The 15,306-nt window shown below is 70.8% G+C and carries 17 protein-coding genes; 2 read left to right on the forward strand and 15 right to left on the reverse strand.

Features of this window, described 5'->3' with window-relative positions; translation table 11 throughout:
- Window positions 1-5: 5 nt before the first annotated feature.
- Genes RT2_RS18405 through lspA form a run of 3 tightly spaced genes read right to left on the reverse strand, consistent with a single transcriptional unit; the run spans window position 6 to window position 2,123 of the window.
- A complete protein-coding gene (locus RT2_RS18405) occupies window positions 6-674 on the reverse strand; it encodes a hypothetical protein (RefSeq protein ID WP_072846250.1) in 669 nt (222 codons plus the stop codon).
- Window positions 667-1,593, reverse strand: coding sequence for an RluA family pseudouridine synthase (locus RT2_RS18410; protein ID WP_072846251.1), 927 nt, complete (start codon window positions 1,591-1,593; stop codon window positions 667-669). The genes RT2_RS18405 and RT2_RS18410 overlap by 8 nt, the downstream gene beginning before the upstream one ends.
- Window positions 1,593-2,123: a signal peptidase II gene (gene lspA / locus RT2_RS18415; protein WP_217635625.1), complete on the reverse strand. Its 531-nt coding sequence runs from the start codon at window positions 2,121-2,123 to the stop codon at window positions 1,593-1,595. Before lspA ends, RT2_RS18410 begins: the two co-directional genes overlap by 1 nt.
- A gap of 191 nt (window positions 2,124-2,314) precedes the next feature.
- On the opposite strand from lspA, the gene RT2_RS18420 reads away from it, so the two are divergent.
- Window positions 2,315-3,238, forward strand: a complete 924-nt coding sequence (locus tag RT2_RS18420) for a hypothetical protein (protein ID WP_072846253.1) — start codon at window positions 2,315-2,317, stop codon at window positions 3,236-3,238.
- On the forward strand, window positions 3,235-3,996 hold the full coding sequence (locus tag RT2_RS18425; protein ID WP_245709493.1) for a sensor domain-containing protein: 762 nt from the start codon (window positions 3,235-3,237) through the stop codon (window positions 3,994-3,996). The genes RT2_RS18420 and RT2_RS18425 overlap by 4 nt, the downstream gene beginning before the upstream one ends.
- Here the strand turns inward: RT2_RS18425 and RT2_RS26140 are convergent.
- The 12 genes from RT2_RS26140 to ftsZ all read right to left on the reverse strand — a co-directional run bounded on the left by RT2_RS26140 (window position 3,993) and on the right by ftsZ (window position 15,207).
- Window positions 3,993-4,196 carry a hypothetical protein gene (locus RT2_RS26140; protein WP_072846255.1) on the reverse strand — a complete coding sequence of 68 codons (204 nt, stop codon included), beginning with the start codon at window positions 4,194-4,196 and terminating at the stop codon, window positions 3,993-3,995. The two genes, RT2_RS18425 and RT2_RS26140, sit on opposite strands and share 4 nt — an antisense overlap.
- Window positions 4,197-4,438: 242 nt before the next feature.
- Window positions 4,439-4,933, reverse strand: coding sequence for a WKL family lipoprotein (locus RT2_RS18440; protein WP_174556730.1), 495 nt, complete (start codon window positions 4,931-4,933; stop codon window positions 4,439-4,441).
- Between the two features lie 83 nt (window positions 4,934-5,016).
- Window positions 5,017-6,351: a DNA polymerase IV gene (locus RT2_RS18445; protein WP_443096390.1), complete on the reverse strand. Its 1,335-nt coding sequence runs from the start codon at window positions 6,349-6,351 to the stop codon at window positions 5,017-5,019.
- A gap of 58 nt (window positions 6,352-6,409) precedes the next feature.
- Entirely contained in the window at window positions 6,410-6,745 is a 336-nt protein-coding gene (locus RT2_RS18450) for a TfoX/Sxy family protein (protein ID WP_072846258.1), read from the reverse strand.
- A 47-nt stretch (window positions 6,746-6,792) separates the two neighbouring features.
- Window positions 6,793-9,969 (reverse strand): isoleucine--tRNA ligase, encoded by a 3,177-nt coding sequence (gene ileS, locus RT2_RS18455; RefSeq protein WP_092776362.1) that lies wholly within the window; start codon window positions 9,967-9,969, stop codon window positions 6,793-6,795.
- Between the two features lie 242 nt (window positions 9,970-10,211).
- The gene (locus RT2_RS18460; protein ID WP_072846301.1) at window positions 10,212-10,430 is read right to left on the reverse strand and encodes a hypothetical protein; all 219 of its coding nucleotides are present in this window, start codon (window positions 10,428-10,430) and stop codon (window positions 10,212-10,214) included.
- Between the two features lie 47 nt (window positions 10,431-10,477).
- On the reverse strand, window positions 10,478-11,293 hold the full coding sequence (gene wag31 / locus RT2_RS18465) for a DivIVA-like cell division protein Wag31 (RefSeq protein WP_072846260.1): 816 nt from the start codon (window positions 11,291-11,293) through the stop codon (window positions 10,478-10,480).
- A 146-nt stretch (window positions 11,294-11,439) separates the two neighbouring features.
- Window positions 11,440-11,727 (reverse strand): YggT family protein, encoded by a 288-nt coding sequence (locus RT2_RS18470; protein WP_072846261.1) that lies wholly within the window; start codon window positions 11,725-11,727, stop codon window positions 11,440-11,442.
- An 80-nt stretch (window positions 11,728-11,807) separates the two neighbouring features.
- A complete protein-coding gene (locus tag RT2_RS18475) occupies window positions 11,808-12,431 on the reverse strand; it encodes a cell division protein SepF (RefSeq protein ID WP_072846262.1) in 624 nt (207 codons plus the stop codon).
- A 46-nt stretch (window positions 12,432-12,477) separates the two neighbouring features.
- Entirely contained in the window at window positions 12,478-13,233 is a 756-nt protein-coding gene (locus tag RT2_RS18480) for a YggS family pyridoxal phosphate-dependent enzyme (protein ID WP_072846302.1), read from the reverse strand.
- 1 nt (window position 13,234) lies between these two features.
- Window positions 13,235-13,963, reverse strand: a complete 729-nt coding sequence (gene pgeF / locus RT2_RS18485; protein WP_072846263.1) for a peptidoglycan editing factor PgeF — start codon at window positions 13,961-13,963, stop codon at window positions 13,235-13,237.
- Window positions 13,960-15,207 (reverse strand): cell division protein FtsZ, encoded by a 1,248-nt coding sequence (gene ftsZ / locus RT2_RS18490; protein WP_072846264.1) that lies wholly within the window; start codon window positions 15,205-15,207, stop codon window positions 13,960-13,962. The genes pgeF and ftsZ overlap by 4 nt, the downstream gene beginning before the upstream one ends.
- Between the last annotated feature and the right edge of the window lie 99 nt (window positions 15,208-15,306).

A 15,306-nucleotide genomic window follows, 5' to 3' on the forward strand; every position in this document is an offset into this window, starting at 1 on the left:
AGTTCTCACCGGCGGGGCACCTCGCCGTCGTCCGGGCCCGGGGCCACGGTCTCGGTCTGCCCGGGCAGCAGCGGGACCACGGCAAAGCGGCCGAAGACGGCGTCCGCGGGCAGCGCCTCGACGGACCGCACCCCCGGGGTGGCCGCGAGCGCCCGCAGCGACGCGGGGTCGCCACGCACGGTCAGTCCGACCACACAGGCACAGTCGGCGGACAGCCGCGCCGCGGAGACCGCGTCGATCTGGGCCTGCCGGTCCCATTCGCCGGCGCTGCCCTGCATCCGGCCGGCCGCCACGGCCGCGGCACGGGCCGCGGACCGCTCGCCGGCGACCCCGACCACGACCAGCGGGGTCTGGACCCGGTCCAGCGGGACCCGGAACAGCAGTTCCGATACCCGCACCCCGGCCGCCAGCCGGTAGGCGTCGGGTGCCGTGCGTTCGGTCGTCAACGACACCAGCGCCCAGTGCTCGGCGGTGGCGGTGCCCGTGTCCAGGTCTGCGAGGCCGGCCGCGGCCCGGTCCAGGTACTGCGCCACCGGCTCGCCGGAGTCCGGGCCGAGCCGGTCCGTGGCGACGGGCGGGCGTTGTGGCGGGTTCAGCACGCCCAGCACCACCACGAGCGCCACCAGCGCAAGGACGCAGCCGGCGGTCGCCGCCGACCGCGTCCGGTCACGCACTCCGCAGTACTTCGAGGGCGTGCTGGAGGTCCTTCGGGTACTCGCTGGTGATCTCGATCCAGCGGCCGTCCGCCGGGTGCGCGAAGCCGAGCTGCCGGGCGTGCAGCCACTGCCGCTCGAGACCGAGCCGCTCCGCGAGCCGCGGGTCGGCGCCGTAGGTCAGGTCCCCGCAGCAGGGATGACGCAGCGCCGCGAAGTGCACCCGGATCTGGTGGGTGCGGCCGGTCTCGAGGTGGACGTCGAGCAGGCTGGCCGCCTGGAACGCCTCCACCGTGTCGTAGTGCGTGACGCTGGGCTTGCCGTCCGCGGTGACCGCGAACTTCCAGTCGTTGCTGCGGTGCCTGCCGATCGGCGCGTCGATGGTGCCGCTGCTCGGGTCCGGATGACCCTGGACCAGGGCGTGGTACCGCTTGTCGATGGTGCGCTGCTTGAACGCCCGCTTGAGCACCGTGTACGCCCGCTCACTGGTCGCCACCACCATCACCCCGGAGGTGCCGACGTCGAGCCGGTGCACGATGCCCTGACGCTCGTGCGCACCGGAGGTGGAGATGCGGTACCCGGCCGCGGCCAGTCCGCCGACCACGGTGGGCCCCGTCCAGCCGACGCTCGCGTGCGCGGCGACACCGACCGGCTTGTCCACCGCGACGATGTCGTCGTCGGCGTACAGGATGTTCATGCCCTCCACCGGCTGGGCCTCGACGGTCAGCGGGCGTGCCGGCTCCGGCAGCTCCACCTCCAGCCAGGCACCCGACGGCAGCCGGTCGGACTTCCCGACCGCCGAGCCGTCGATCAGCACCGCGCCCTCGTCGGTGAGAGCCGCCACCGCGGTCCGGGACAGTCCGAGCAGCCGGGCCAGACCGGCGTCGACCCGCATGCCCTCCAACCCGTCGGGCACCGGCATCGATCGTGTCTCGCGCATCAAGAATTCCCCTCGGGTGCGTCGGCGGCGCTGCCGTCCGACGCGTTGGTGTGTGCCGTGTCGTCGCCACGGGTGCCGTCCGGGTTCAGCCCGAACAGCGTGAGCGCGACCAACAGGATCGCGCCGCAGACGATCGCCGAGTCGGCGACGTTGAACACCGGCCACCAGCCCACCGACACGAAGTCGACGACGTGGCCCTGCAGCGGTCCGGGCGCCCGGAACAGCCGGTCGATCAGGTTGCCCAGCGCACCGCCGAGCACCAGGCCCAGGCCCAGCGCCCACCACGGCGACCGCATGGTCCGGCCGATCTTGACGACGCCGACCACCACGCCGATCGCCACCAGGGTCAGCAGCCAGGTCATCCCGGTGGCCATCGAGAAGGCCGCACCGGGGTTGCGGATCAGGGTCAGTCGCACCACGTCGCCGACCACCTCGATCGGGTCGCCGGGATCGATGAACCGCACCGCGATGACCTTGGTCACCAGGTCCAGCACCAGGATCGTCGCGGCGATCGCCACCAGCATCCGCATCCGCAGCGGCGCCTGCGCGGCAGCTACTCCCCCCGCCGCTTCGCTCGCCCCGGCCCCGGGGTCCTCCGCTTTTTCCGCTCTACTCACACCGCCATCATCCCTTACCGCGGCATCCGCGGCCGCATCCCACCCGCCGTCGCTAACCTGGTCGGGTGCCTGTGTTCTGTATTCGGTCCAGCCCCTCCCCCGTCGTGGCGGTCCGCACTGCCCTGGTCGCCGCGACCCTCACCGTGGTGGCCTTCGTCTCCGCGTGTGGAAGTGGCGAGGACCCGGCACCCGCGGTCATCGCCCAGTCCACCACCAAGGAGACCACCGTGCCGGTCTCCGCGATCACGACGTCGGTGCTCGACGCGGGCGCGGAGCCGCGGCAGAAGGTGACGTTCCACCCGCGCCCCGACGCCGACCAGCACGCCCGGCTGGTGACCAGTTCGACTGTGTACCAACAGATCGACGCGCAGCCGCAGCAGGACTTCTCCACCCCTGCGGTCACCACCGACCTGACCGCACGGGTGCCGGGTGGCCAGACCGACCCGGCCTTCTCGGTGGACCTGACGCTCGGCGAGATGACCGCCCCGGACCCCCGGCTCGAGGACGCACTGCGCGCCAGCGAGGGTTCGAAGGCCGGACTGACCATGCAGCCGTCGGGAGCGATCACCGCCCTCCGGCTCACCCCCGCACCGGACTCGCGGGACATCGCCCGCTCCGCGATCGAACAGGCCTTCTACCAGGCCGTGTACCGCACGGTGGCCTTCCCGGACGCGGAGATCGGCGTCGGCGCGGTGTGGACCATGCAGCAGCAGGTGATGAGCGGCATCGCACTGAACCAGACCACCACGGCCACCCTCCGCGAACGGGTCGGCGACCGGCTGACCGTGGACCTCTCGGTCAACCAGACCCCGAACTCGACGGTGTGGGACCTGCCCGGGGAGGCCGGCGCCCTCAATGTCGACACCTATTCGATGGCGGGCACCGGCACCCTCGTGCTCGACCTCGGCGTCCCGCTGCCGGTCGACGGCACCGTGACCGTCGGAGGCGAGCAGACCTACAGCGACCCGAACAGCAGCACACGGCTCCGGCAGAGCACCACCAGCACGGTCACGTGGTCGGCGCCGTGACGCCGCGCGGACCCGTCCTCGTCGCGGCACTGTCGGCGGCGGCGGTACTGCTGACCGGCTGCGGCACCTCCCCGGGTGGCGCGGCATCTGGCGCTGAGGCGTCGCTGGCGCCGCTGCCCGCGCCCGTCGCCGCACCCCCGAACCCCGGAGCGGCGCCGATCACCGACGAGGCCAGGCTGCAGGCGGCGCTGCTGACCACCGGCCAGCTACCGGCCGGTTTCGCCGTCCTGCCGGACCCGGTGCGGGACCTCGGCCTGCCCCCGCTGCCCGAAGACACTGCCGCCGGATCGGAAACGGACCGGTCGAGCACCGATCCGCAGGTCTGCGCCGGGGTGCTGCGCGAGGTGGCGGACCAGTCACCGGGCGCGACGACTCGGGCCGCGTCGCGGTTCAGCGGACCCGACTTCGCGAGCATCGACACCGACGCCGCCAGCTACGCGGGCGACGGCGCCGCCCAGGCCTTCGCCCACCTGCAGTCGACGCTGGCCTCCTGCGCCGAGTACCGCGGCACCGACGCCGACGGCATCGCCGTGCAGTACCGGCTCGGCGGGCTCGAGCAGCCTTCCGTGGGCGACGCGTCCACCGCGGTCCGGCTGGTCACCACCAGCGAGGGCTTCACGATGATCTCGGACGTGGTGGTCGCCGTGGTCGGCCCCACGGTGGTGCAGGTGGCCGCCACCGGTCAGCAGCCGGTCGAGCCCGAGGTACTGGCGGGGCTGGCCGCGGCCGCGGTCAACCGGCTGCGCGCCGGGGTCTAGAGCCCCGGACGGCCGCGCCGCGCGCCCAACGCTGCGATCGGGGACCCGTCTCCCGTCACAGGCGCGCAGCAGTCCACCGGCTCCGCGGACAGCTCGGTCGAGGTTCCGGCCGGGGCGAGGTGCAGGGCGGCACGCAGCGCGGCGACGGACGGGGCACCGTCGATGCCGCCGCCGGGTGCCCGGTACAGGCGGCACGACACGCTCGGCGCCGAACCGGGCTCGGGGCAGCTCGCAGGTGATGACGAGCTCGGTGATCGATTGCTGCATCCGCTGCAGGTCGGCGATCTTGTCGGCGAGCTGCGTCAGCTCGGCCTCGGCCAGCTCGCGGGCGACCTGGCAGTCGTCGGGTCCGCCGCGGCGACTACGGGGGACCCTCCGGACGGCCGAATGCCGGCACCCCGTGCGGGGTGCCGGCATTCGGTTGTCGCTACTGGCGCCGGCGTCAGACGCAGGCAGGCGAGGTCAGGCTCGCGAGCTTGACGATGTTGCAGGCGTACTCCTTGGACAGCTTCCACTGGCCGTTCTCGACCACGAAGCCGGCGGTGCCCGGGTTGACCTGGCCTCCGATGTCCATGTTGACGGTCGCGGTCAGGGTGCCATCGCCGTTGTCGAGGATCGGGTCCACGACGGTGACCTTGGCGTTCGCGGCGGTCGCGGCCGCGGCGACCTGGCCGAACAGTCCGGGATCGGACTCGCCGTCCTGCACGAGGGTGACCTTCACGGCCTCCGGGGTGGCCGGGTCGAGGCCCTTGACCAGCATGGCGTTCAGCTCGGCGGCGGTGGGCGCCGGCGGGAAGGCATCGTCGACCGCGGTGGTGGTGGTGGCCGCGGCCTTGGTCGACGTCTTGGGGGTGTCTCCACCGTCAGAGCTGCACGCGCCCAGGGTGAGTGCGGCCGCGACGGCGACACCGGCAACGAGGGTCTTGCGGAGCATCAATTGCTTGTCCTTTTCATCAGTTGAACACTTCACCTGTCACGATAGTTAACAGGAACAAAATAAGGGGTTCCTAAACGACGGCCTCACAGCAGGCTGGCCTCCGGGTCCGCCGGGGCGAGCGCCTCGTCCGCCTCCGCGAACGTCCGCGCCTGCCCAGGACCGGTCGAGCGAGTCTCGAACCGGACCGTGACAACCCCATGGCCGCAACCCTGCACCCAGCCGTGACCGAACTCGCTGTGGGCCACGTCCTGGCCCGGACGCCACGTCGAAGTCGACGTCGACGCTACCGGCGCCGGCGCCGGTCCCGGCACCGTCGGCACGGTTGTGTCGAGTCTCACAATGTCCGTCTCGTCCGATTCGGCCGCGGGCGCCTCACCGCGGTCCAGGTCCGGGAACAGCGAGCCCTGACGCACCGCGGACAGCCCGCCGAGCGACACCCCGACCAGGCGCACCGGGCCGATCTCCCGCGGGTCGATCACCTGTCGCTGCGCGGTCGCGACCAGGGTCTCCCGGTCCGCGGTCGCGTACGGCAGGGTCGCCGACCGGGTCACGATCGACATGTCCGACTTCTTCAGCTTGAGCACCACGGTCCGGGCGGCCCGGCCGTCGCGCAGCAGCCGGCCGTGTGCGCTGGCACCGGTCTGTTCCACCGCGGCCCGCAGCTGGTCCAGGGTCACCAGGTCCACCGCGAAGGTCGTCTCCGCGCTGACCTGCTTGGCGTCGGCACGCTCGGCCACCGGGCGGTCGTCGATGCCGCGGGCCAGCCGGTGCAGGCTCGGGCCGACCGTCGCCCCGAGGACCGAGACCACCTCCGTCTCGGAGGTGGCGGCCAGCGCGCCGATGGTGTCGATGCCGAGCCGGCGCAGCTTGTCGTCCGCCACCGGCCCGATCCCCCACAGCTTCCGCACCGGCAGCGCCTCGAACAGCGGCCCCTGCTCGTCCGGGGTGACCACCCGGACGCCGTCCGGCTTGGCCAGACCCGAGGCGATCTTCGCGATCTGCTTGCCGGCCCCGGCGCCGATCGAGGCGACCAGGCCGGTGCGGTCGAGTATCAGGGCGCGTAGTCGCTCGGCGAACTCGCGGACCTCGTCGGCGTCGGCGTCGGCGAGTTCCGGCGGCTCCCCGAACGCCTCGTCCAGCGAGAGCATCTCGAGAACCGGCATCCGGGTCCGCAGCGCGTCGAACACCGCCGTGCTCATCGTCGAGTACAGCCGCCCGCGTGGCGGCAGCACCACCGCGCCCGCCCCGACCAGCCGCCGGGCCTGGTGCATCGGCATCGCGGACCGGGCGCCGAAGGCGCGTGCCTCGTAGCTGGCGCCCGCGACCACCCCGCGCCCGCCCGCCCCGCCGACGAGCACGGGCCGACCGCGCAGGGTGGGACGGGTCAGCTGTTCGACGGACGCGAAGAACGCGTCCATGTCGAGGTGCAGCACCCACCGTCGGGACGTGGGCGGTCTGGTCACAGTGGTGTGGGCCTCATCGCGATGTCGGCTTCTTCGGCTTCTTCTTCGGCTGGGGCAGGACGTCCGCGGTGCGCTGGACGAACGCGTGCAGCCAGTCGGTGTCCTCGAGCCGGTCCCCGGGAATCGCGAGATGGTCCTTCGCGCCCGGGTACGGCGGTGCGAGCGCCGACGCGTCGAGGTAGTCACCCGAGACCGCCGTCGGCTTCACGAAGACGGTGTCGTTGCAGATCAGCGCGACCATCTTCTCGTCGCAGTACAGCCCGTACTCGCCGAACATCGCGCGGGCGCGCACGTCCAGAGGCTCGAGCTGCCCCAGGACGTACGCGACCGTCTCCTTGCTGGTGCTCATGCGTTGCAAGCTACGCCGGTGCCCCGACAAAGGGGCACCGGCACACCTCACGCCTTGGCGATGACGACCCGGACACCCTCGCCCAGGTCGACCGCGTCGGGGCCGCTGACCTCGCCGAGCTCGAGCGTGGTCGCCAGCACCTCGCCCGCGATGAGGTCGCGGTGCCGAGCGGCCCAGTCCAGCCGGTCCTCGGGCACCTGCAGCGTGACGACGATCCGGTCCGAGATCTCCAGGCCGGCCGCGCGGCGGGCGTCCTGCAGTTCGCGGATCCGGTCCTTCGCCCAGCCCTCGGCCTCGAGCTCCTCGGTGACCGCGGAGTCGAGGACCACCAGGCCCGCGTTCTCCGGCAGGGCCGCGGTGGACTCGGGCTCGGCGGCGACCAGGCGCTGCGTGTACTCGGACGGGAGCAGCGCGATGCCCGCCGCGGTGACCACGCCGTCGACCTCGGACCAGTCCCCCGCCTTGACCGCCTTGATCACCGTCTGCACGTCCTTGCCGAGACGCGGGCCCGCCGCCCGCGCGTTGACGACGAGCTCGAACTTGCCGTGGACGTCCACGTCCTCGGTCAGGTCGACCTTCTTGACGTTGACCTCGTCGGCGATGATGCCGAGGAACGGACGCAGCCGCTCCGCGTCCGCCGCCGCGACGGTCACCTCGGGCAGCGGCAACCGCACCCGCAGGTTCTGCGCCTTGCGCAGGCCGAGCACCGTCGAGCAGACCGAACGGACCTCGTCCATCGCCTCGACCAGCTCGGGATCGGACGGCAGGTCGGTGGCCTCGGGCCAGTCCGTGAGGTGCACCGAACGTCCCCCGGTGAGCCCGCGCCAGATCACCTCGGTCACCAACGGCAACAGCGGGGCCGCGAGGCGGGTCACGACCTCGAGCACGGTGTGCAGGGTGTCGATGGCGTCGCGGTCCTCGTCCCAGAACCGCGACCGGGAACGGCGCACGTACCAGTTGGTCAGCGCGTCGCAGAAGGTCCGCAGCTCGTCGCAGGCACCCGCGATGTCGTTGACCTCGAGCGCGTCGGTGATCGCGTCACGGGTGGCGGACAGCTTCGCCAGGATGTACTTGTCGAGCACGTTCGGCGAATCGGTGCGCCACTGTCCGGGCTTGCCCGCGTACAGCTGCAGGAAGCTCCACGCGTTCCACAGCGGCATCAGTGCCTGCCGGGAGCCCTCGCGGATGCCCTGCTCGGTGACGACCAGGTTGCCGCCGCGCAGGATGGGCGAGGACATCAGGAACCACCGCATGGCGTCGGAGCCGTCGCGGTCGAACACCTCGTTGACGTCCGGGTAGTTGCCCTTGGACTTGCTCATCTTGAGGCCGTCGTCGCCGAGCACGATGCCGTGTGCCGCAACGGTCTTGAACGCCGGACGGTCGAAGAGCGCGGTCGCCAGCACGTGCAGCGTGTAGAACCAGCCACGGGTCTGGCCGTTGTACTCGACGATGAAGTCGCCGGGGTTGTGACCTTCCTGACCGTTGCCGCCGTCGAACCAGTCCTTGTTCTCGAACGGGTAGTGCACCTGCGCGTACGGCATGGAGCCGGACTCGAACCAGCAGTCCAGCACCTCCGGGACGCGGCGCATCATCGACCTGCCGGTCGGGTCGTCCGGGTTCGGGCGGACCAGGTCGTCGATCACCGGCCGGTGCAGGTCGGTCGGCCGCACGCCGAAGTCCGCCTCCAGCTGGTCGAGCGAGCCGTACACGTCCGTCCGCGGGTACGCCGGATCGTCCGACACCCAGACGGGAATCGGGCTGCCCCAGTAGCGGTTCCGGCTGATGTTCCAGTCGCGGGCACCCTCGAGCCACTTGCCGAACTGGCCGTCGCGGATGTGCTCGGGCACCCAGGTGATCTCCTGGTTCAGCTCGACCATCCGGTCACGGAACTTGGTCACGGCGACGAACCAGGACGGCACCGCCATGTAGATCAGGGGCTGGCCCGACCGCCACGAGTGCGGGTAGGAGTGCTCGATCGTCTCGTGCCGCAGCAGCTTTCCCGCGGCCTTGAGGTCCTTGATGATCACCGGGTTCGCGTCGAAGACCTGCAGGCCCTCGTACGGCGGCACCATCGAGGTGAACTTGCCGCCCGCGTCGAGCGGCTGCACGATCTCGATGCCGTTCGCCGCGGCGACGTCCATGTCCTCCTCACCGAAAGCCGGTGCGAGGTGGACGATCCCGGTGCCCGACTCGGTGGTGACGTAGTCGGCGGAGAGCACCCGGTGCGCGTTCTCGTGGCCCTTGCCGGGGCCGTGGAAGAAGTCGAACGGCGGCGCGTAGTCGAGACCGACCAGCTCCGAACCCTTGTACTCGCCGAGCACCTCGGGCGCCTCGCCGAGTTCGCGCGAGTAGTGGCCGACGCGGGCTGCGGCGAGCAGGTAGGTCTTGCCGTCGGCACCGGCGACGTGCACGTAGTCGACGTCGGGGTGCACCGCGATCGCGAGGTTGGACGGGAGCGTCCACGGCGTCGTGGTCCAGATCAGGGCGTTCGCACCGTCGAGGGGCGAAAGGTCCTTCTGGTCGCTCCGCAGGCTCCGCTCCGGCGCCGTGATCACCATGTCGACCGTGACCGCCGGGTCCTGACGCATCTTGTACGCGTCGTCGAGCTTGGTCTCCTGGTTCGACAGCGGGGTCTGCTCGTACCAGCTGTACGGCAGCACCCGGAAGCCCTGGTAGATCAGGCCCTTGTCGTGGAGTTCCTTGAACGCCCACATGACCGACTCCATGAAGTCCAGGTCGAGGGTCTTGTAGTCGTTGTCGAAGTCGACCCAGCGCGCCTGCCGGGTGACGTAGTCGCGCCACTCGTCGGTGTAGCGGAGCACCGAGGACTTGCAGGCGGCGTTGAACTCGGCCAGGCCCATCGTCTCGATCTCGGACTTGTCCTTGATGCCGAGCTGCTTCTCCGCCTCGAGCTCGGCGGGCAGGCCGTGGCAGTCCCAGCCGAACCGGCGCTCGACGCGCTTGCCGCGCATGGTCTGGAAGCGCGGGACCAGGTCCTTGACGTACCCGGTGAGCAGGTGGCCGTAGTGCGGCAGGCCGTTGGCGAAGGGCGGGCCGTCGTAGAAGACGAACTCCGGCGCGTCGGCGCGGTTCGCCACGGATGCGCGGAAGGTGTCGTCGGCCTCCCACTCGGCGAGGACCCGCTGCTCGAGGTCCGGGAACCGGACGCCGGCAGTGGCCTTGCCACCGCCGAGGTCCACCAGCGGATAAGTGGCGTCAGTCAACTCAGTACTCCCTCGTGCCCGTGCTGGCACGGGGACGACCGACGACGCCTCTGCGCCGCGGCCGCGGTACCACCCCGCTTGCCCGGGACGGCCGTGGCCGTCCGGACCTCTCGTACCGGGCTGTGACGGGCCCACCCGTTCGGTTCTACTGGGCGTTCGCGGGGGCATGCCGCCGCTGGCGCCGTTCTTCCGAAGGCTCCCCGGTGATGGCCGGATCGTCGCCGTACTGCTGTGGCCCGATTCTAGTCGGGCTCGTCAAATCGCTCCGTCGGCAGCGAGCGGTGGGTGCCGCCGCCTGCGCGCGGCGCGGAGTTGCTGCGGAGCGAGCTCACAAGCAGCAACACCGCGCCGGCGACGCAGACCACGATGCATCCCCAGGCCCACACGACGGATCCGGTCAGTAGCGAGACCACCAGCAGGAGGAACCCCACCGCGGCCATCACGAGCGTCAGTACAAGCACCACACACCCCTAGGGACTGGGCCGGACCGAGCGCTAGCCGGTGCCGATCAGTTGCTTCCCTTGGCGCCGCCGAAGGCCTCCTGGCCACCGTCGACCGGGACCGCCGAACCGCGCTGCTCGAGCTCCTGCAGCTGCGACTCCAGGTAGGACTTGAGCCGCACCCGGTACTCGCGCTCGAAGGTCTTGAGCTGCTCGATCCGGCCCTCCAGCACGCTGCGCTGCTGGTTGATGGTGGCCATGATCTCGGTGTGCTTCTTCTCGGCGTCCGCCTGCAGGGCGTCGGCCTTCTCCTTGGCCTGACGCAGCTGCGTCTCGGAGCGGGTCTGGGCGTCGGCGAGCAGCGCCTCGGACTTCTGCCGGGCGTCGGTGATCATCGCCTCGGAACGGGTCCGCGCGTCGCCGACCAGCTGCTCGGAGTTGGTGCGAGCGTTGGTGAGCAGCTGCTCGGACTCGGTCTTCGCGTCGCCGGTGAGGCGGTCGGCCATCTCCTGTGCCAGGCCCAGGATCTTCGCGGCCTGCAGGTTCGCCTCTTCGGTGTTGCCGGCGCGCGCGGGGGGTGCGGCCGGGGCGACCGGGGCCGCGACGACGGGAGCGGGCACCGGCTTGGGCGGCTCGACGATCCGGGCCGGCTCGGGGGCCGCGGGAGCAGCGCCTGCCGGACGCGGGGCCTTCTTGGCGTCCGCGAGCTCCTGGTCGAGCTCACCGACGCGCTGGCGCAAGTCGGCGTTCTCCTCGATCAGGCGCGAGAGCTCCTGCTCGACAAGGTCGAGGAAGGCATCTACCTCGTCCTCGTTGTAGCCCCGCTTTCCGATCGGAGGCTTGCTGAACGCGACGTTGTGCACATCAGCTGGTGTCAGCGGCATGGAAGGATCCCTTCACGCGTCTGTTGGCGGTCTAGCAAGCATTCAGTTATAGCGCATACGGTGCTCGATGTAACATTCACACTGCAAGACTGGTCCATTCTGTCACACCGGACCCGTCGACTGCGCTAGTCCCCAAGCCGTGCTCATCATGCTGCAAGCCCTTGAACGACCTGCATCAGGATGAACACGATGAATAGCAAGACCATGATTGAAAGATCCAACCGAACTCCGCCGAGGTTAACCGTCGGAATAAGCCGCCGAAGCAGCCGGATCGGAGGATCTGTGACTGTAAATATGGCCTCGAGAATGACCACCACAATGCCGGTGGGTCGCCAATCTCGGGCGAATGTCCGGATGAACTCGACGACGATGCGTCCGATCAGTAGCAGCCAGAAAACGAACAGCAGGAAGTAGATCACCGCGAACAAGGGCACTCCATCACTTTGCCTGACGCGACCGAACCAATCAAAACGAGGTTCGGCAGCGTCGCCCTACTACTCCCCGGCAAAATCAGCTACTTCTGGTTGTAGAAGCCGTTTTCGGCGATCCGCCGGCGCTCCTCCGCCGACACGTCGATGTCCGCAGGTGAGAGCAGGAACACCTTTGTGGCGACCTTGTCGAACGAACCGCGCAGCGCGAACGCCAGTCCGGCCGCGAAGTCGACGAGACGCTTGGCGTCCGCGTTGCTCATCTCCACCAGGTCCATGATGACGGGAGTCCCGTCGCGGAAGCGTTCGCCGATGATGCGCGCCTCCCCGTAGTCACGGGGACGCAGCGTGGTGATCTTGGACAGTGGTCCGCCCTCGTCGAAGATTGGTGCGCGGCGGGCGTCGATGCGGGCCTCGGTCCGCGCGTCGACGGCCAGCGAGCCGCGAGTGGTGGTGGTACGGGCACCCACGCCGACGCCGGGCCGGGGGGTGGTGCGAGTGGGCAGGGGCTCCATCCGGCGTGGTGCGGGCTGACGGTCGACCGGGTCCAGGTCCTCGCGTGCGTCGTAGCCGTCGTCGTAGCCACGCTCGACGCCGTCCTCGTAACGGTCTGCGCGAGCCGAACGCCGCGGCTCCTCGAGGTAGTCGTCCTCGTAGTCGTCGAGTGGGACCATGCCGAAGTAAGCCTTGAACTTGTGCAGAGTGCTCATCAATCGACCTTCCTTTGGCGTGGTGGACAATCGGGCCGGACGCCGATCAATACGAGGTTATCGGGCGCGAACCCAACAGGGCGGTTCCGACACGCACGCAGGTGGAACCGTACCGGACCGCCGCTTCGAGGTCGCCGGTCATCCCCGCCGACAGCGCGGTGGCCCGGGGGTGCTCCCGCAGCAGGTCCCGGTGCACGCCGGCCAGCGCCTCGAACGCCCGCTCCGGGTCGGCACCCAGGGGCGGCACCGCCATCAGTCCGGCCAGCTCCAGGCCGTCGGCATCCTCGGTCCGCGCGGCCAGTTCCGTCAGCTCGTGCCCCCGCACGCCGCCACGTGCCGGGTCCCCGTCCAGGCTCACCTGCAGCAGCACGCGCAGCGGCTCCGGACGCTCCCCCTCGGCCAGTGCGGCCGAGGCGGCCCGCGACAGCGCGTCGACGAGCCGGACGCTGTCCACCGAGTGGATCGCGTGGGCCCACCGGGCGACCGCCCGGGCCTTGTTTCGCTGCAGGCTGCCGATCATGTGCCAGCGAACCGCATCGGCGCCCTCGCCGGTACCGGCGGACGCCAGCAGGTCGGCTAGCTCCGCGACCTTGGCCGTGGCCTCCTGCTCGCGGGACTCGCCGAACTCCCGGCAGCCCAGTCCGTACAGGATCGCCGCGTCGGACGCGGGGAAGAACTTGGTCACCGGCAGCAACTGCACGTCGGCGCGGTCGCGGCCGGCGTCGTCGCAGGCCCGGTCGAGCCGGGCCCGCACCTCGGCCAGCGCCGACGCGACCTGCGACGCCCGCCGCGCCGGATCGATCTCAGGCACCCCTCGTCGACTCCATCCAGATCACCCCGGCCAGCCGGCCCGTGCGGCCCTCCCGGCGGTGGCTGAAGAGCGCGCGGTCCTCGATGGTGCAGCGGGGGTCCTCCGCCACGCCCGACACCCCGGCGGCAAGCAACTGCCGACGCAGGCCGGCCCGCAGGTCCAGTCCGGGCGTGCCCCTGACGGTCTTGCTGGCGCTGCCGGGAAGATGCCGCTCGACGTCCGCGCGCATGGCGGCGGGCACCTCGTACTGCCGACCGCTGGCCGCGGGTCCGAGAAACGCGCCGATGCGCTCGACGGCGGCGCCCTTGGCGACCATCGCGTCGAGCACCCGGGACACGATGCCGATCCGCGCCCCGACCCGGCCTGCGTGCACGGCGGCGATCACACCCGCCTCGTCGTCGGAGAGCAGCACAGGGACACAGTCCGCGCTGAGCGTCACCAACGCCAGGTTGGGCACGTCCGTGACCAGCGCGTCGGTCGCCTCCACCACCCCGTCGACCGGGCCGTCGACCACGGTGACGTTACGGCTGTGGATCTGTTCCATCCACACCAGACGCTCGAAGGGCAGGCCGATCCCGGCCGCGAGCCGACGCCGGTTGGCGTCGACCGCGGCCGGGTCGTCACCGACGTGGTCGCCAAGGTTGAACGAGTCGTAAGGGGCAACCGAGACGCCCCCGGTTCGCGAGGTGACCACCCGGCGAACCCGTACCGCGGCACTCACCGACGCATGAAGTCCGGCACGTCGACGTCGCCGTCGTCTTCGTCGACCACGGGAGCGGGGGCCCGGTTCGCGCTGACCGGGATCGGCGGGAGAGCGGATCCGCCGAGATCCCGGAACCCGCCCATCTCGCGGGCCTCCTTGGGCTGCTCGCGAGGCTCGGCGGTCTCCCGCGCGGGCGGGGGGCTGACCGGCTCCTCGACGGGGGCGGCCGCCGAGCGGCCGATCTCGCCGGCCCGGCCGACGCCGATGGCTCCGCGTCCGACCGCCGCGACCTGCTCGGCCGGACGCCGCACCGGGGTGCCGCCGTCGAAGCCCGCCGCGATGACCGTGACCCGGACCTCGTCGCCCAGCGAGTCGTCGATGACGGTGCCGAAGATGATGTTCGCGTCGATGTGCGCCGCCTCCTGGACCAGCGAGGCGGCCTCGTTGATCTCGAACAGACCGAGGTCCGAGCCGCCGGCGATCGACAGCAGCACGCCGCGCGCACCCTCCATCGAGGCCTCGAGCAGCGGCGAGTTGATCGCCGACTCGGCGGCCTTGATGGCGCGTCCCTCACCGCGCGAGGAGCCGATGCCCATCAGCGCGCTGCCCGCTCCGGACATCACGCCCTTGACGTCCGCGAAGTCCACGTTGATCAGGCCCGGGGTGGTGATCAGGTCGGTGATGCCCTGGACGCCGTTGAGCAGCACCTCGTCGGCCGAGCGGAACGCGTCCATCAGGCTGACGGCGGCGTCGCCCAGCTGCAGCAGCCGGTCGTTGGGGATCACGATGAGGGTGTCGCAGGACTCACGCAGCGACTGGATGCCGCTGTCGGCCTGGCCGCCGCGGCGCTTGCCCTCGAAGGAGAACGGGCGGGTGACCACGCCGACGGTGAGCGCGCCGAGCTTGCGGGCGATGCTCGCGACGACGGGTGCGCCACCGGTGCCGGTGCCACCACCCTCGCCCGCGGTGACGAAGACCATGTCGGCCCCCTTGAGGACCTCCTCGATCTCGTCCTTGTGGTCCTCGGCGGCCTTGCGGCCGACCTCAGGATCCGCGCCGGCCCCGAGGCCGCGGGTCAGTTCCCGGCCGACGTCGAGCTTGACGTCGGCGTCACTCATGAGCAGCGCCTGTGCGTCGGTGTTGACCGCGATGAACTCGACTCCCTTGAGTCCCTGTTCGATCATGCGGTTGACCGCGTTGACACCGCCGCCGCCGATGCCGACGACCTTGATAACGGCGAGGTAGTTGTGCGGGGGCGTCATTGGCTTTCGCCTTCCGTGTGTGTGAATCGCGCTCGGGATGCCTGGCGATGCTGACGTGTACTTGTGGTGCTGACGTTACTGACGTTGACGTTACTGGTG

The sequence above is a fragment of the Rhodococcus tukisamuensis NBRC 100609 genome, assembly GCF_001894985.1.
Lineage (GTDB): Bacteria > Actinomycetota > Actinomycetes > Mycobacteriales > Mycobacteriaceae > Rhodococcus_G > Rhodococcus_G tukisamuensis.